Annotated in this window: 13 protein-coding genes; 11 read left to right on the top strand and 2 right to left on the bottom strand. The window is 72.7% G+C overall.

What is annotated here, in order from left to right; genetic code table 11:
• Nucleotides 1–39: 39 nt before the first annotated feature.
• From ABZX22_RS25655 to ABZX22_RS25605, 11 genes are all read left to right on the top strand, one after another.
• Complete coding sequence (locus ABZX22_RS25655; protein WP_354913421.1) at nt 40–1,548, top strand: ABC transporter substrate-binding protein; 1,509 nt, start codon at nt 40–42, stop codon at nt 1,546–1,548.
• Entirely contained in the window at nt 1,545–2,483 is a 939-nt protein-coding gene (locus ABZX22_RS25650; RefSeq protein ID WP_354913419.1) for an ABC transporter permease, read from the top strand. The genes ABZX22_RS25655 and ABZX22_RS25650 overlap by 4 nt, the downstream gene beginning before the upstream one ends.
• A complete protein-coding gene (locus ABZX22_RS25645; RefSeq protein ID WP_354913417.1) occupies nt 2,480–3,301 on the top strand; it encodes an ABC transporter permease in 822 nt (273 codons plus the stop codon). The genes ABZX22_RS25650 and ABZX22_RS25645 overlap by 4 nt, the downstream gene beginning before the upstream one ends.
• A complete protein-coding gene (locus ABZX22_RS25640; protein ID WP_354913415.1) occupies nt 3,288–4,190 on the top strand; it encodes an ABC transporter ATP-binding protein in 903 nt (300 codons plus the stop codon). The genes ABZX22_RS25645 and ABZX22_RS25640 overlap by 14 nt, the downstream gene beginning before the upstream one ends.
• Nucleotides 4,159–4,944: an ATP-binding cassette domain-containing protein gene (locus ABZX22_RS25635; protein WP_354913413.1), complete on the top strand. Its 786-nt coding sequence runs from the start codon at nt 4,159–4,161 to the stop codon at nt 4,942–4,944. The genes ABZX22_RS25640 and ABZX22_RS25635 overlap by 32 nt, the downstream gene beginning before the upstream one ends.
• On the top strand, nt 4,941–6,122 hold the full coding sequence (locus tag ABZX22_RS25630; protein ID WP_354913411.1) for a M20 family metallopeptidase: 1,182 nt from the start codon (nt 4,941–4,943) through the stop codon (nt 6,120–6,122). Before ABZX22_RS25635 ends, ABZX22_RS25630 begins: the two co-directional genes overlap by 4 nt.
• Nucleotides 6,119–7,255 (top strand): P1 family peptidase, encoded by a 1,137-nt coding sequence (locus ABZX22_RS25625; protein ID WP_354913409.1) that lies wholly within the window; start codon nt 6,119–6,121, stop codon nt 7,253–7,255. The genes ABZX22_RS25630 and ABZX22_RS25625 overlap by 4 nt, the downstream gene beginning before the upstream one ends.
• An 11-nt stretch (nt 7,256–7,266) precedes the next feature.
• Nucleotides 7,267–8,685 carry an aldehyde dehydrogenase family protein gene (locus ABZX22_RS25620; RefSeq protein WP_354913407.1) on the top strand — a complete coding sequence of 473 codons (1,419 nt, stop codon included), beginning with the start codon at nt 7,267–7,269 and terminating at the stop codon, nt 8,683–8,685.
• 55 nt (nt 8,686–8,740) lie between these two features.
• Nucleotides 8,741–11,764 (top strand): chondroitinase family polysaccharide lyase, encoded by a 3,024-nt coding sequence (locus ABZX22_RS25615; protein WP_354913406.1) that lies wholly within the window; start codon nt 8,741–8,743, stop codon nt 11,762–11,764.
• A 100-nt stretch (nt 11,765–11,864) separates the two neighbouring features.
• Nucleotides 11,865–11,990 (top strand): hypothetical protein, encoded by a 126-nt coding sequence (locus ABZX22_RS25610; protein ID WP_354913404.1) that lies wholly within the window; start codon nt 11,865–11,867, stop codon nt 11,988–11,990.
• 130 nt (nt 11,991–12,120) lie between these two features.
• Nucleotides 12,121–13,023: an alpha/beta hydrolase gene (locus tag ABZX22_RS25605; protein ID WP_354913402.1), complete on the top strand. Its 903-nt coding sequence runs from the start codon at nt 12,121–12,123 to the stop codon at nt 13,021–13,023.
• A 216-nt stretch (nt 13,024–13,239) separates the two neighbouring features.
• Here ABZX22_RS25605 and ABZX22_RS25600 read toward each other — a convergent pair whose 3' ends face one another.
• Complete coding sequence (locus ABZX22_RS25600; RefSeq protein ID WP_354913400.1) at nt 13,240–15,024, bottom strand: ABC transporter ATP-binding protein; 1,785 nt, start codon at nt 15,022–15,024, stop codon at nt 13,240–13,242.
• Nucleotides 15,021–16,754 (bottom strand): ABC transporter ATP-binding protein, encoded by a 1,734-nt coding sequence (locus ABZX22_RS25595; RefSeq protein WP_354913399.1) that lies wholly within the window; start codon nt 16,752–16,754, stop codon nt 15,021–15,023. The genes ABZX22_RS25600 and ABZX22_RS25595 overlap by 4 nt, the downstream gene beginning before the upstream one ends.
• Nucleotides 16,755–16,793: the final 39 nt, after the last annotated feature.

The following is a 16,793-nucleotide window of genomic DNA, read 5'->3' as shown; positions in this document are numbered from 1 at the left end:
TACTGGTCAGACCAGTGCACTAGCCAGGAGGCTTGAGGCATGAGGCGCATCGGCATCTGGGTCGCCCTCGGCGGGCTCCTTCTCAGCACGGCATGCGGCGGCGGTGGCGGCGACGGCGCGGGCGACCGTGGCGCCGGGCCGGTGAGCTCGCAGCCCTCCACCCTGGCCGTCGGCTTCGTCGCCGAACCGGCCAACCTCGACTTCACCGCCACCGAGGGCGCGGCGATCCCGCAGGCGCTGCTGGTCAACGTCTACGAGGGCCTGGTCAAGCTGGACCAGGACGGCAGGATACAGCCGCTGCTGGCCGAGAAATGGGACGTCTCGTCCGACCGCAGGACCTACACCTTCACCCTCCGCAAGGGCGTGACCTTCACCAACGGTGCCCCCTTCACCGCCGACGACGTGATCTTCTCCATCGACAGGGTCAAGTCCGACTGGAAACTGAAGATCAAGACCCAGATGGACGTCGTCGACACGGTGGAGAAGAAGGACGACCACACCGCCGTCGTCACGCTCAAGCGGCCGAGCAACGGCTGGATGTACGCCATGGCCACCAGGCTCGGCGCGATGTTCAGCCGCACCGGCGTCGCCGACCTGGCCAACAAGCCCGTCGGCACCGGCCCCTACCAGCTCGGCTCGTGGCGGCGCGGCGACTCCATCCAGCTCGTCGCCAACGACACGTACTGGGGTCCCAAGCCGCAGGTCTCCCGGATCACCCTGAAGTACTTCAAGGACGCCACGGCGATGAACAACGCGCTGCTCACCGGCGGCATCGACGTCATCTCCGCCGTCCAGGCGCCCGAGTCGCTCGCCCAGTTCGCCGACCCCAACCGCTTCCAGGTCGTCGAGGGCACCACCAACGGCGAGGTCGTGCTGTCGATGAACAACGCCCGCCCGCCCTTCAACGACAAGAAGGTACGGCAGGCCGTCCGCCACGCCATCGACCACAAGGCCCTGCTCGACACCGCGTGGGCGGGACGCGGCCAGCTGATCGGCAGCATGGTGCCGCCCACCGACCCCTGGTACGAGGACAGGACCGGCGACTATCCCTACGACGTGGCCAAGGCCAAGGCGCTGCTCGGCGGCAGGACCTACACGGTGAAGATGCGCATCCCCAACCTGCCGTACGCGGTCGCCGCCGCGCAGGTGGTCAAGTCGCAGCTGGCCCAGGTCGGCATCACCGCCGAGATCGACCCGCTGGAGTTCCCCGCCCGCTGGCTGGACGTGGTGTTCAAGCAGGGCGACTACGACATGTCCATCATCAACCACGTCGAACCCCGCGACCTGGGTATCTTCGCTGACAAGTCCTACTACTTCCACTACGACAACCCAGCGTACGGCGCGCTCCTCGCCTCGGCCGACGAAGGGTCGGAGCAGCAGCAGGTGGACGACCTGAAGAAGGCCGCCAAGCTGCTGTCCGAGGACGCCGCGGCGGACTGGCTCTTCCTGTTCCCCAACCTCATCGTGGCCAAGAAGAACATCACCACCGGCCTGCCGAAGAACGCCATCGCCGAGTCCTTCGACTTCACGGGTCTCACCAAGCAGTGATCTGGTTCCTGGTCAGGCGGGTCGCGGTACTCCTCGCGAGCACCGCGGCCGCCGGTGTGGTCGTCTTCGCCTTCATGGCGCTGCTGCCCGGCGACCCGGCGGAGGTCGCCCTGGGCGTCAACGCCACGCCGGAGGCCGTCGCGGAGCTGCGCAGGCAGTTCGGCACCGACCGGCCCGCGCTCGCCCAGTTCTCCGACTGGGTGGGCGGGCTGGCCACCGGCGACTTCGGCACCTCCTACGTCACCAGCTCGCCGATCGGGCCGCAGATCGCCGACCGGCTCGGCGTCACGCTCGCGCTGGTTCTCGGCGGCATGGTGATCGCGCTGCTCGTCGCCGTCCCCGCCGGCACCTTCGCCGCCGTCCACCACCGCAACCCCCTCGGCGCCGCCATCAGCGCCGTCAGCCAGGTAGGCGTCGCCGTCCCCGCCTTCCTGGCCGGCATCCTGCTGGTGTTCGTCTTCGCGGTGCGGGCCCAGGCGCTGCCCTCGGGCGGCTACGTCCCCTTCGCCGAGGACCCGTCGCTGTGGTTCCAGTCGCTGCTGCTGCCGTGGCTGTCGCTCGGGCTGGTCCAGGGCGCCCTGCTCACCCGCTACGTCCGCAGCGCCGTCCTCGACGTGATGCGTGAGGACTACCTGCGCACCGCCCGTGCCAAGGGCAGAGGGCGGATGGGCGCGCTGTGGCGGCACGGGCTGCGCAACGCGGCCATCCCCGTCGTCACCGTGCTCGGGCTCCAGCTGGCCACCCTGCTCATCGGAGCGGTCGTGGTCGAGCGGGTCTTCGTCATCCCCGGCCTGGGCGACCTGCTGCTGAACGGCGTCGCCCAGCGCGACCTGCTGCTCGTGCAGGGAGTGGTCATGCTGCTCGTCGTGGCCGTCCTGCTGGTCAACTTCGTGGTCGACCTCGCCTACGCCGTACTCGATCCGAGGTTGCGATGAGAGGAAACCTGATCACCGGGGCCGTCCTGGTCGGGCTCACGGTTCTGGCCGCGCTGGTGTCGTTCGCGTGGACGCCGCACGACCCGACGCTGGTGGACGCCGCGCACCGGCTGGCCCCGCCGGGCGGCGACTACCTGCTCGGCACCGACAAGTTCGGCCGCGACACCCTCAGCCAGCTCATGGTCGGCGCGCGCACCACGCTCTACGTGGGCATCGTCGCGGTCGGCATCGCCGCGCTCGTCGGCACGCCGCTGGGCATGGTCGCCGGCATGACCCCTCGCGGCTGGCTGTCCGACCTGATCATGCGGGTGAACGACCTCGTCTTCGCCTTCCCCGCGCTGCTGCTGGCCGTCATGCTCGGGGCCGTCTACGGAGCCGGCACCCTCACCGCCATGATCGCGATCGGCATCGCCACCGTGCCGGCCTTCGCCCGCGTCGCCCGCGCCGCCACCATGCAGGTCATGGTCACCGACTACATCCTCGCCGCGCGCTCCGCCGGGCGGCGCCGCCTCGCCATCGCCGGCCGCCACGTGCTGCCGAACATCGGCTCGATGCTCATCGTGCAGGCGTCGGTGTCCTTCGCCATCGCCATCCTGGCCGAGGCGGCGCTGTCGTTCCTCGGGTTCGGCACCAGGCCGCCGACCCCCTCGTGGGGCCGCATGCTGCAGGAGGCCCAGGAGCTGCTGTTCTCCACGCCACGCCTGGCGCTGTGGCCAGGCCTGGCCATCGCGCTGGCCGTCCTCGGCTTCAACCTGCTCGGCGACGGGCTGCGCGACCACCTCGACCCCAAGCTCAGGAGGATCGGTGCTGAGCGTTGAGGGCCTGACCGTCCGTGCCGGCGACCTGGAACTGGTGCGGCAGGTGTCCTTCGACATCGCCCCCGGCGAGCGGGTGGGCCTGATCGGCGAGTCAGGCTCGGGCAAGTCGCTGACCGCGCTGTCGCTGATGGGCCTGCTGCCCGAGGGCGTCACCGCCACCGGGACGGCCGTCCTCGAGGACCGCCCGCTGGTCGGCGTCCCCGACAGGCGGGTCAGGAATCTGCGCGGCCGCGTGGTGTCCATGGTCTTCCAGGAGCCGATGACCGCGCTCAACCCCACCATGCGCGTCGGCGCGCAGGTCCGCGAGGTCATGACCCTGCACGGCAGGCCGCGCGCCGAAGCCCGGGCCCGCGCCCTCGACCTGCTGCGCCGCGTGGGCGTCGAGGCCCCCCGCGCCTACCCGCACCAGCTGTCCGGCGGCCAGCGCCAGCGCGTCATGCTCGCCATCGCCCTGGCCAACGAGCCCTCGCTGCTCATCTGCGACGAACCCACCACCGCGCTCGACGTCACCGTGCAGAAGCAGATGCTGGAGCTGATCGCCGAGCTCGCCCCCGCCGTCCTGTTCATCACCCACGACCTGGCCGTCGTCGCCTCCGTCTGCTCGCGGGTCCTGGTCATGTACGGCGGGCGCGTCGTCGAGAGCGGCCCCATCAGGGAGGTGTTCACCGACCCCCGCCACCGCTACACCGAGGGCCTCATCGCCGCCTCCAGGCTCACTCCGCGCGGCACCCGCCTGCCCACGATCAACGGCAGCGTGCCCGCCGCAGGCGAGTTCCCCGACGGCTGCGTCTTCAGGAACAGGTGCGCGCACGCCCTGCCGGCGTGCGCGCAGGAGCCCACGCTGGAAGGGAACGGCCATGCCTACGCCTGCTGGCACCCCCGTGATTGAGGCCCGCGACCTCACCAAGGTCTACCGCACCTCGCTGTTCAAGCCCGAGGTGCACGCCCTGCGCGGCGTGTCCCTCGACGTACGGCGGGGCGACCGGTTCGGCATCGTCGGCGAGTCCGGCTCGGGCAAGTCGACGCTGCTGCGCCTGCTGTGCGGGCTGGACCGGCCGACCAGCGGCTCGATCACCTTCGAGGGCCGGCAGATCGTCGGCCGTCGCGAGCGTGACCTGCGCTTCCTGCGCGACGACCTGCAGATCGTCTTCCAGGACCCGATGAGCTCGCTCGACCCCAGGATGAGGGTCCGCGACATCATCGCCGAACCGCTGGTCGCCCTCGGCCGCCCCGTCGAGGGGCGCGTCGCCGCCCTCCTGGAGGAGGTGGGCCTGCCCGCCTCGGCCGCCGACCGCTACCCCCACCAGTTCTCCGGCGGGCAGCGCCAGCGCATCGCCATCGCCCGCGCCCTGGCCCCCCGGCCCAAGGTGCTGGTGGCCGACGAGCCCGTCAGCGCCCTCGACGTGTCCGTCCGCGGCCAGATCCTCAACCTGCTGGCCGACCTCATCGACACGCACGGGCTCACCCTGATCTTCGTGTCGCACGACCTGTCCGTCGTGCGGCACGTCTGCGAGAGCGTCGCGGTCATGCACGGCGGCACCGTGGTCGAGCGCGGCCTGGTCGACGAGGTCTGGGCCGCCCCGCGGCACGACTACACGCGGACGCTGCTGCAGGCCGTACCCACCTTGGAGGGACTGCTGTGATCGAGATCGATGCCCGGGGAGTCGTGGAGTTCACCCAGCGGCTGGTGCGCATCCCCAGCACCAACGACCCGGCCAGAGGGCGCAACGAGCTGCCCGCGGCCGAGCTGGTGGCCGCCAGGATGCGCGAATGGGGCTGGGACGTCGTCGTCGACGAGGCGGCGCCCGGGCGGCCGAACGTGGTGGGCATCGTCGAGGGCGGCGGCGGCGCGGGCCCGACGCTGATGTTCGAGGGCCACACCGACGTGGTGACCGAGGGCGACCTGTCGGAGTGGACGGTCGACCCGTTCGGCGGGGAGATCCGTGACGGCAGGCTGTGGGGGAGGGGCAGCGCCGACATGAAGTCGGGACTCGCCGCGGTGCTGTACGCCACCCGGGCGGTGCAGCTGGCCGGACCGTTCCCCGGGCGGATCAAGGTGTGCGCGCTGGCCGACGAGGAAGGGTTGATGATCGGCGCGCACCGCTTCGTCGGCTCCGAGCTGTCCGCCGACGTGGACGCCGCCATCGTCGCCGAGCCGGAGGCGGGCGAGATCTGCGCCGTCGCCAAGGGCGCGCTGCGGCTGCGGATCGACTTCACCGGCAAGATGGCCCACGGCGCGATGCCGCAGCACGGACGCAATCCCATCCAGGCGGTGGGCGCGCTGCTGGTCGCCCTGCGCTCCTACCAGGAGGCGCTCCAGTCCGCCCATCCGGCGCACGAGCACCTCGGCGAGGTCTACGTCACCCCGACCGTCGTCCAGGCGGGCTCGCAGGAGCAGGTCAACGTCATCCCGGCCACCGCCTCCGTCTTCGTCGACGTGCGGACCGTCCCTGGGCTCGCGCACAAGGAGGTGGCCGACAGGGTGGAGGAACTGGCCGCCTTCGACGGCGTCGAGGCGAAGGTCGCGATCCTGGTCGACCGGCCTCCCGTGGACGTGCCGGTCACCCATCCCGTCGTGACCGCCCTCGCCGCCGCGCACACGGCGGTCACGGGGCAGGAGCCGGTGTACGGCGGCGTGCCGGGCTCCACCGACGGCACCGTGCTCACGCACTGGGGCGGCATCCCGTCGGTGGTCTACGGCCCCGGCGGCAAGTGGATCGCGCACCAGGCCGACGAGTACGTCGAGGTTGAGGAGATCGTCCGCTGCACCCGCGTCTTCGCCGAGGCGGCGCGGATCTTCCTGTCCGGCGGCGCGGCGTGACCGGCCGCACCGGCCACGCCTGGAGCGTCCCGATGCGGCCGGGGCCCACGAACTCGATGGCCGACGTCGCCGGGCTCAGGGTCGGGCACGCCCAGCGGGTCGGCGAGGGGTACCTGACCGGGGTGAGCGTCGTCGTGGCTCCGCCCGAGGGGGCCGTGGCGGGCGTCGACGTGCGGGGAGCGGCGCCCGGCACCCGCGAGACCGAGCTGCTCGATCCGCGCAACCTGGTCGAGCGCGTCCACGCGATCGTCCTGACCGGCGGGAGCGCCTTCGGCCTGAGCGCCGCCTGCGGTGTCATGCAGCGCCTGGCCGACGAGGGGATCGGCTTCCCGGTGGCGGGCGGCGTCGTCCCGATCGTGCCCTCGGCGGTCATCTACGACCTGGGGCGCGGCGGCGGCTTCCGCGCCACACCGGACGGCGAGCTGGGCGCCGCCGCCTACGACGCCGCCGTCGCCGCCACGCCGTCCGCCTCGTCCGCGTCCGCCTCGTCCGCGTCCGCCTCGTCCGCGTCCGCCTCGTCCGCGTCCGCCTCGTCCGTCTCCGCCCCGGCCGCGGCCGCTCCGGCGCGCAACGGGTCCATCGGGGCGGGCACCGGCGCGGTGGCGGGCGGGCTGGCCGGCGGCGTCGGGACGGCGAGCGCCGTCCTGCCCTCGGGCGTCACCGTGGCCGCCCTCGCCGTCGTCAACGCCGCCGGATCCGTCCTCGACCCCGGCGGCGGCCTGCTGTCGGGCACCAGGTACGGCCTGGCCGGCGAGTTCGGCGACATCGGCGAGCCCGACCTCGACGAGGTCGCCCGCTGGCAGCCGGTGAAGGCGCCGTCGTTCAACACCACGATCGGCGTCGTGGCCACCGACCTCACGCTGTCCAAGGCCCAGTGCGGCAAGCTGGCCGGAGTGGCCCACGACGGTCTGGCCAGGGCGATCAGGCCCGCGCACACGATGGTCGACGGCGACACCGTCTTCGCGATGTCCACCTGCGGCCGGCCCGGCGCCGACACCGAGCTGCACGACGTGCTGGCCGCCGGGGCCGACGTGTTCAGCAGGGCGGTCGCGCACGCCGTCCTGCACGCCACGGGCAGGGAGGGCGCGCCCGCGTACCTGGATGTGTTCCCGAGCGCGCGCAAACGAGGATGAGGGGGTCGGACATGACCGAGGGGCTTCCGATCGGAGACGGGTGGGTGCCGGTGGCCGACAGCGCCCCGGTCGTCTTCCCCTACGACGGCACGACGGTGGCGCACGCGCCCGTCGGCACCGTGGCGCTGGCCGGAAGAGCCGTCGACGAGGCGCTCGCCGTGGCGCCCGCGATGGCGCGGACGCCCTCGCACGCCCGCCGCGCCGCGCTGCTCGGGGCGCACGACGCGCTGGCGGCGCGCAGGGCGGAGTTCGAGCGGCTGCTGGTGATGGAGACCGGCAAACCGCTGGTCGACTGCCGGGTCGAGGTCGCCAGGACGCTGGTCACGCTGGCCACCGCGGCCGAGGAGGTGGCCAGGCTGCACGGCGAGACCGTGCCGATGGACCTGCTGCCCGCGGGCGAAGGGCTGGTCGGGTTCTGGACCAGACGGCCGATCGGGGTGGTGGTCGGGATCACCGGCTTCAACTATCCCCTCCTGCTGGCCGCGCACAAGATCGCACCGGCGGTGGCGGCGGGCTGCCCGGTGATCGTGAAGCCGGCCCCCTCGACGCCGCTGGCGACGCTCGGGCTGGTTGAGCTGCTGCGCTCGACCGGCGTGCTGCCGGACGCCGCCGTCCAGCTGGTCACCGGCGACGTCGAGGTCGGCAGGGCGCTGGTGGAGGACCGGCGGATCGGCGCCGTCTCCTTCACCGGGTCGGCCGCGGCCGGGCACGCCATCGCGCGCAACGCCGCGCCCACCAAGGTGCTCCTCGAGCTGGGGTCGAACGCGGCGCTCGTCGTGGCGGCCGACGCCGACCTGGCGGCCGCGGCCGACGCGGTGGTCAGGGGTGGCTACTACGCCTCGGGGCAGGCCTGCATCTCGGTCCAGCGGGTCGTCGTCGAGGAGAGCGTGCGGGCGGAGTTCCTCGACCTGCTGGCCGCGCGGATGAAGGACGTCGTCGTCGGCGACCCGCGCTCGCCGGAGACCAGGGTGGCGGCGCTGATCGACGAGAGGTCCACCTCGCGCGTGCTGTCGTGGGTGGAGGAGGCCGTGGCGGCCGGGGCCGAACTGGTCACGGGCGGGACGCGTGAGGGCACGGCGATCGCGCCGACCGTGCTGGCCGACGTGCCCGACGGGGTGGCCGCGTGGGACGAGGAGATCTTCGGGCCCGTGGTGTGCGTGCGGACCGTGAGCGGCATCGAGGAGGCCTTCGAGACCGTCAACAGGTCCCGGTACGGCCTGCACCTGTCGGTCTTCACCAGGTCGCTGGCGACGGCGTTCGCGGCGATCGAGCGGCTGGAGGCGGGCGGGGTCGTGGTGAACGAGGTGCCGGGCTTCCGGGCCGACAACATGCCGTACGGAGGGGTGAAGGACTCGGGCGCCGGGCGCGAGGGGCCGCGCTTCGCCATCGAGGAGTTCACGGTGACCCGGATGGCCATCATCCGGCCGTGACCGCTCCCGCAGCCGGTCCTGGACGTGAAGATAGTTTTCCCGTTTGATGGTGATCGTGGCGAATATCTCGCGCAGGACCGTCATCAAGGGCGCGGCGCTCGCCCCCGCGCTTCCCATCGACGCTGTGACGGCCGGCCCGGACGCGGCGGCCGTCACGGACGTGCCCGCGGACCTCGAGCAGCGGGCGATGGCCATGGACCCGCCGGTGTTCCTGCTGGAGTCGGCCGTCCCCCCGCACGTCAGCGGCGACGGCCTGTCCATCGCCGGCCAGGTCGCCGTCTGCGGGAAGCACTCCCTGCGCTGGGACCACGCCGAACGCGCCGTCATCACCGTGCGCGCCCCGCTCAGGTGGGCGCCCGACCCCTACCGGCTCGGCGACGACCAGGCCTGGCAGGGACTGGTCGACGCCTTCTGCGTGTGGATCCACAACGACACCCCCGTCGACGACGTCGTGCGGTTCGAGTTCGGCCGGGGCGACCGGACGGACGCGTGGTTCGAGTTCCACCTGAACTACTCGGGCTGGCGCACGGCGTGGGTGCGTTACGCCTACGACATGCACGGCAGGCCCGGACCCGACATGGACACGCTGCGGATCGTGGCGCCCGGCCGTACCGGACGGCTGCATCTCGACCAGCTCATGCTCAACGTGCCGCTGCGGCCCGACGCGCCGTGCCGCGACCACCAGCTGCCCGACATCGCCCCCGAGGGCGACGAGTACGACAACCAGCACTGGCAGGCCCTCCACCTGTTCGACCGGCTGCTGGCCACCCGCAAGCCGCAGGTGCGCCCCCCGACGCGGGAGGAGAGCGCCGACCTGCGCGCGCTGGTCACCCGCTACCACGACGAGTACCTGATCGCCCAGGTCAAGCCCGACGTGGCCGCCCTCACCGCGCAGGCCGACGCGCTCACGGGCCGTCCCGTGCACGCCTACCAGTCGCAGATCTACCCCGCCGAGATCGCCGCCGAGCTGAAGGCGTTCGTCGACCCCGTGACCCTGCGCGCCTGCACCGACCTCATGAAGACCATCGCGCAGGGACACCAGGCCAGCCCGCCCGACCGGCCCGCGCTGGCCGCCCTCTACCTCAGGATCGTCGACCACCTGCGCGAGCAGGGGTGGACGCGCGGCAGCTGCCAGGGCACGATCCACCACCTCGGCTACGACGTGCGCGGCTACTACGACTCCGTCTACCTCATGCGCGACGCGCTGCGCGAGGCCGGCCGGTTCGAGCAGGTCCGCGCCGACCTCGACTGGCTGACCGGCCTCGGCAGGATCTTCCGTGGCTGGAAGCACCGCATGGCCCACGGCTCGATCATGGACCTGTTCAACACCACCGTCCGCGGCATGCTGGCCGCGGTGCTCCTGCGCGACACCGAGGCCGAACAGGTCGCCTACCTCAAGGCCCTGCGCGACTGGCTCGACGCCGCCCTGCTGCCCACCGACGGCATCCAGGACGGCATCAAGATCGACGGCACCGCCTTCCACCACGTCGGCTTCTTCCCCGACTACGTCCGCGACGGGTTCACCGGCCTGGCCCCGCTGGTCTACCTCATGCACGGCGGCGCCTTCGCGCTCTCCTCCGAGGCGTCCGGCTGGCTGAAGAAGGCCCTGCTGGCGCAGCGCGTCTACGCCGGACGGACGCAGTGGCCGATCTCCATCAGCGGCCGCAACCCCAGCGGCACCACCGCCCTGTCCATCGTGCCCTTCCAATGGCTGGCCCAGATCGACGACGAGATCGGCGCCGCCTTCCTGCGGCTGCTGCCGTCCTCGCCCACGCCGCAGCAGCAGGAGATCGCCACCAGGCTCGCCGCCAGGGGCGTCACCGCCGAGCCTGCGCCGAGCGGGAACTGGGCGCTCAACTACGCCGCGCTCACCGTCCACCGCCGCGGCGAGTGGCAGGTCACCGTGCGCGGCCACAACCGCTACCTGTGGTCCACCGAGATCTACGTCGGCGCCAACTGGTACGGCAGGTACAACACCTACGGCCAGATCCAGGTCGTGCACCGCGGCACCAACCTCGACAGCGGCTACGCCCAGCCCGGCTACGACTGGAACCGCAGGCCCGGCACCACCACCATCCACAAGCCCCTCGACGCGCTCAAGGGCGACCTCACCGGCGCGATCGAGGAGATGCTGCTCACCGACTCCCGGTTCGGCGGATCCTGCGCCATCGACGGGCAGCACGGGATGTTCGCCATGGACCTCCACGAACACCCCAAGTACGAAGGCACCCACCGGGCCAGGAAATCGGTGTTCCTGTTCGACGACCGCATCGTGGCCCTCGGCACCGGCATCGCCAACGCCGACAGCGGCCACGAGACCGAGACCACCCTCTTCCAGACCACCAGGACCGGCCGCGTCGTCATGGACGGGACCGACGTCCCCTTCCCCTACGAGCGGCTCGACCTGTCACCGCGCTGGCTGCTCGACGACAAGAACATCGGCTACTACCTCGCGCCCGGCCAGCGCGTCGGACTGACCCGCGCCACCCAGGCCTCCCGCCACAACGCCACCGAGGCGCCGACCGGCGGCGCCTTCTCCACCGCCTGGATCAGGCACGGCGCCGCGCCCCGCGACGGCTCCTACGAGTACGCCATGGTCGTCGACACCACCGCCGAGCGGATGGCGGCTTTCGCGGCCGACGTGCCGTACACGGTGGTTCGGGCCGACGCCGCCGCGCACGTCGTCGCCGACCGCGCCACCGGCGTCACCGGCTATGCGGTCTTCGAGCGGGTACGGCTGGCCGGCCGGGTGCTCGCCGTCGACACCCCGTCGCTGCTCATGACCCGCCAGGACGGTGCCGACCTCGTCCTCGCGGTGGCCGATCCCGACCTGCGCCTCTACAACGGCATCGACCCCGACCAGTACGAGCGGGGCCGGTACGTCGGCCACTACAGCCCCTGGTCGCGGCCGTGGCTGACCAGCCCGAGCCACCCCCACCTGCTGCGGGTGACGCTCGCGGGACGGTGGCGGCGCGCGGAGGGGCGGTGCCGGGCACGGATCACGGGCGACCGGACCGTCGTCGAGTTCGAGACGGTCCACGGCATCCCGATCCAGGTCCGCCTCACCCCGTCGACGTGACGTCTCCGTCCGGCCGCGGCCCCACCTGAGCAGCGGCGTCCCAGCCCTGCGCTCAGGGCCGCGGCTCGCGCTTCGGCCCGGGCGTCCGGTCTACCCCAGTGTGCTGGTCGTCACGACGTTCTCCCTCATCGAGTGGGCCGTACGGGCCTCCTGGCAGGACGGCGTCGGCAAGCCTCTCGACGATCTGATCGACGAGGCCTTCGACCTGATCGAGCGCGGCCTGTAGAAACCCGCCTCGCGGGAACCATCGTCTGGGCGGCGACGGCGGGCGCGTTCATGATCGTCGGACGGCGACGGTGAGCGGGCGCGCGCCCGGCCGTCTCGGCGCCTTCACCTCCACCAGGGAAAGGTCCCCCATGACACCGAGCATGCAGGCGCGGCTGACCACCGTCATGGTCAGGCTGATGGGCGTCAAACGGCGCATGTACGGCAGCGCGGAGAAGGTGCACCGGAGCATCGCCGCCGATCGCCGGCGAGGCCCCGCCGTACCGCGCCTCAAGGACCGGCTCAACGTCGAGGAGCAGCACGTGGCCGGTCACCGCGTCTACACGGTGAGCCCGAAGGGCGGGCGCGCCAAGCGTCACCTGCTGTACCTGCACGGCGGCGGCTGGTCCCTGTCGATCACCTCGCTGCACTGGGACCTCATCGGCACGCTGGCCGAACGGCTGGGCTGCTCCATCACCGTCCCCCTGTACCCGCTGGCCCCCGAGCACACCGCCCGCGACGTGTGGGCCATGCTCCTGCCCCTCTACCGGGAGCTCGTCGAGTGGTTCTCCCCTGAGGGCCTGACCGTGATGGGCGACTCCTCGGGCGGCAACCTGTCCCTGTCCCTGGCCATGCAGGCCAGGCAGGCCGGTCTGCCGCAACCGGCGCACCTGGTGCTGGTGTCGCCGTGCGTCGACATCTCCATCAGCGACCCGGCCATGCCGGCGCTGGAGCGGGTCGACCCGATCCTCGCCCGCGAGGGCGTGCGCGAGGCCGGCCGCCTGTACGCCGGAGGCCTGGACCCGCGGGATCCGGTGGTCAGCCCCCTGTACGGCGCGCTCCGCGGACTGGCCCCCATCGCGGTCTTCACCGGCACCCGCGACATCCTCAACGCCGACGCCCACCGGCTCAGGGACAGGGCGCGGCAGGAGGGCGTGTCCGTGGACGTGTTCGAATACCCCGGCATGCTGCACGTCTGGCCCCTGTACTCCCTGCCCGAGTCCAGACGGGCGATCGACGAGATCGTCGCGATCGTCGAGGGGGGCCGCGACTGACACCGCCGGACGATCTTTGCCCACCACGGAGAGCTGTCCTGCCCCGTCACCAGGACGGCGACTCGACCGCCAGGCCTCGCCGCGCCCGGCGGTCGAGCCGCGGTCATCAGCGCGGTCATCGGCGCGGTCATCGGCGCGGTCATCGGCGCGGTCATCGGCGTCTGCCTCCTGCTCGCCGTCGCCGAAGCCCGCGCCGAAGCCCGCGCCGAGGGGCCGTCAGTCGCCTTGGCCTTCTTCGGCGGCCTGTCGATCGGGCGCGGCCTTGATGCGCCAGCCCGTCGCGGCCTCTCGCGTCTTCCAGAGGGTGGCGTAGAGACCGCCCGCGGCCAGCAGGTCGTCGTGGGTGCCGCGCTCGGCGACCCGGCCGCCGTCCAGCACGACGATCTGGTCGGCGTGCCGTACGGTGTTCAGGCGGTGGGCGACCATCAGCACGGTACGGCGCCGCGCCAGCGCGCGCACGGCGGCCGCGACCGCGGCCTCGTTCTCCGAGTCGAGCGCCGAGGTGGCCTCGTCCAGCAGCACGATGGGGGCGTCCTTCAGCAACGCCCTGGCGATCGAGACGCGCTGGCGCTCGCCGCCCGACAGCGAGGCGCCGCGCTCGCCGACCTGTCCTGCCCATCCGCCGGGCAGGCGCTCGGCGATCTCGTCGCAGCGGGCCAGCCCGGCGGCCTGCCGTACCTCGGACTGGCTCGCCTCGGGCCTGCTGAGCCTGATGTTGTCCTCCAGGGTGCCCTCGAACAGGTAGACGTCCTGGGAGACGAGCGAGACGTGGTCCATCAGGTCGGTGAACGTCAGCTCTCTGACGTCGGCGCCCGCCACGCGCACGCTGCCCGACGAGACGTCGAAGAACCGGGCGACCAGGTGCAGGATCGTGGTCTTGCCGGCGCCGGAGGGGCCGACGAGCGCGGTGACGGTTCCGGGGGCGACGGTCAGGCTGACGTCCCGCAGGAGCGGGCCGTCGCCGGTGTAGGAGAAGGACACGTGGTCCAGCTCGACGGAGGGCTCGCCGAGCGCCGCCGAACGTGCGGGTTCCGGAAGCGGCGGCGTGGCGAGCAGGCGTTCGAGCCGGTCCAGGGAACCCGCGCTCATCCGCAGGACGGCGCTGATCGCGGCGGCGTCCCGCATCGGCTCGACGTACCTGGCGGCCAGCACCATCGCGGTGATCAGGGCTGCCGCGTCGAGGCTGGTCGCGATGGCCGCGGCGGTCAGCAGCAGAACCGCGAACGCGCCCTGGATGGACAGGCCGAGCGCGGTCAGCGCGGGCAGCGCGGTCCTGATGCGCCGCGTGGTGGCGCGGCGGTGCTCCTCGACCGCGGCGGCGAGCAGTTCCAGGCCCTTGCCGGTACGGCCGGCCGCCCGCAGCACGGGCTGGGCCTGGGCGAACTCGACGGTTCTCGCGCCCAGCTCGGCGGTGGCGGCGTCGATGTCGTGGTCGGCGACGGTGATCTTGTCGCCCATCCAGCGGGCCGCCAGCCAGACGATCGGGGCGACGGCCAGCGCGGCCAGTGCCACCCGCCAGTCGGTCGCGGCCAGCACGGCGATCGTCACCGCGGGCGCCACGGTCGCTGCGGCCAGCGGCTCGAGCAGGTGGGCCGGGGTCTGCAGGATGTTCATGACGCCCGCTCCCGCCAGGCGGCCGAAGGGGCCGACGCGGGCCTGGCCGAACCAGCCGAGCGGCAGCCGTACGACGTGGTCGCCGAGACGGTCCAGCAGGAGCCGGCACAGGCCGTAGCCGGCCCGGCGCGCCTTGATCATCGCGGCCCGGTGGACGAGGCCGTAGAGCGCGGTCAGCGCGAGCAGGCACAGCAGCGGTGCCGTGGCGTTCGCGCCGGTGAACAGCGCCCGCAGGATCGGCAGCACCAGGCCGAGGACGGCTCCCATGAGCGCGGCGGAGGCGGTCATCAACCCGACGGCCAGGCGCAGGTCGCGGGCATGGGTGGGGGCGGGGGCGTGGGCAGGGGCAGGGGCATGGTCGGCGAGGGCGATCAGGCGGCGGATCACGCGGCCACCGCCTGCTGCGCGGCCCACAGGCGGGCATAGCGCCCGTCCGCCGCCAGCAGGTCGTCGTGGGTGCCGCGCTCGGCGACGCGGCCGCCGTCCAGCACGACGATCTGGTCGGCGAACTGGACGGTGTACAGCCGGTGGGCGATGACCAGCAGGGTCCTGCCGCGCATGAGCCGCGACAGCGCCTCCTGCACCGCGACCTCGGACTCGGGGTCGGCGAAGGCGGTGGCCTCGTCGAGCACGAGGACCGGGGTGTCGGCGACCAGGGCGCGGGCGATCGAGACGCGCTGCGCCTCGCCGCCGGAGAAGATCGCCTCCTCGCCGACCACCGAGCCGTAGCCGCGGGGCAGTTCCAGGACGCGGTCATGGATCAGGGCCGCACGGGCCGCGGCGTGCACCTCCTCGTCGGAGGCGTCGGGCCTGGCCAGGGCGATGTTGTCACGCACGCTGGCCCGCAGCAGCCGCACGTCCTGCAGGACGAAGCCGACCCGCCGGTACAGCTCGGCGTCGGGCAGGTCGCGAAGGTCGACGCCGCCGACGCTGATGGTGCCCCGTGCGCCCTCGTGCAGGCGGGCCAGCAGGGCGGCCAGCGTGGACTTGCCCGCCCCGGAGGGGCCGACGAGCGCCGTCACCGTGCCGGGGGAGAGGGTGAGGTCGATGCCGTGCAGGACCTCGTGCTCGCCGTACCCGAAGCGGACCCCGGCGAAGACCACCTCGCTGCCGCTGGGCGCGGGGCCTGCGGGAGGGTCGGTCCTGGTGGGCGTGCGCAGGAGGCCGCCGATCTCGTCGACGGCGGTGCGGGCGAACTGGATGTCCTGCAGGGTGTATCCGAGCGCGAGCAGCGGCGCGGTCAGGCCGGGTGCCAGCAGCAGGTACGGCACGACGTCGGCGGGCGCGAGCGCGCCCAGCCAGACCAGCAGCCCGCCGCCCGCCAGCGCGGTGGCCATCGCGACGGGAGCGGAGTAGACGACCGTACCGGTCACCATGGGCCGGTCGACCGAGCGCGACCAGTCGTCGAGGTAGCGGCTGAACGCGCCGGTCGCGGCCCGCCAGCGCCCGTGCTCGCCGCCGGTCCTGCCGAACACCTTGACCACCGCGATGCCCTGGACGAACTCCACCGCGGCCGCGCCCAGCCGGGCGAGGGCGTCGTGGTAGCCGGCCATGCCGGCGGTCGCGATGTCGTTGACCTTCTTGTAGAACACCGACCCGACGACGACGGGGAGCAGGACGATCCCCGTCAGGGCCGGGCTCACCCACAGCATGTACGCCAGGGACAGAGTGGGCACCAGCAGGGCGCCGACCGCGTCCATCAGGCTCTGCGCGACCAGCCGGTGCAGGGAGGCCACGTCGTCGGTGACGGCCTTGCGCACCCGGCCCGAACCCTGTCCGCCGAACCAGTCGAGCGGCATCCTGGTCAGGTGCTCGGCCATCCTCGTGCGCAGGTCACGCTGCAGGTCGTTGTCGGCCACGTTGGTCAGGACCGTGACCCCGACCGTGCACACCGCCCTCACCAGCAGGGCCGTCGCCGCCACCGCCGCCACCCACCACGCCGCCGCCGGCGGACCGCCGGCGAGCAGGTGACGGGCGAACTCCGCGATCGCCACCGGCGGGGCCACCGTGGTGACCGCGACGATCACCTGTAGGGCCGCGGCCGCGGCGAGCTTGCCGCGGATGGGGCGAAGGAGCCGTGCGAACACCACGTACGAGGAGCCAGGTTGTAAGGCCATGGGGGGAGGTCGCCTTCCAGGTCATGGATTCGGTCGGCG

The sequence above is a fragment of the Nonomuraea sp. NPDC003804 genome, assembly GCF_040610675.1.
Taxonomy (GTDB): Bacteria; Actinomycetota; Actinomycetes; order Streptosporangiales; family Streptosporangiaceae; genus Nonomuraea.
Note: the sequence above shows the minus strand (reverse complement) of the source record. Positions and strands in the feature narration are given on the sequence as shown.

Bases quoted from the DNA above. Each gene is read 5' to 3' on its own strand.
- ABZX22_RS25595 (WP_354913399.1), bottom strand. From the start codon at position 16,754: ATGGCCTTACAACCTGGCTCCTCGTACGTGGTGTTCGCACGGCTCCTT.
- ABZX22_RS25655 (WP_354913421.1), top strand. From the start codon at position 40: ATGAGGCGCATCGGCATCTGGGTCGCCCTCGGCGGGCTCCTTCTCAGC.
- ABZX22_RS25645 (WP_354913417.1), top strand. From the start codon at position 2,480: ATGAGAGGAAACCTGATCACCGGGGCCGTCCTGGTCGGGCTCACGGTT.
- ABZX22_RS25620 (WP_354913407.1), top strand. From the start codon at position 7,267: ATGACCGAGGGGCTTCCGATCGGAGACGGGTGGGTGCCGGTGGCCGAC.
- ABZX22_RS25605 (WP_354913402.1), top strand. From the start codon at position 12,121: ATGACACCGAGCATGCAGGCGCGGCTGACCACCGTCATGGTCAGGCTG.
- ABZX22_RS25635 (WP_354913413.1), top strand. From the start codon at position 4,159: ATGCCTACGCCTGCTGGCACCCCCGTGATTGAGGCCCGCGACCTCACC.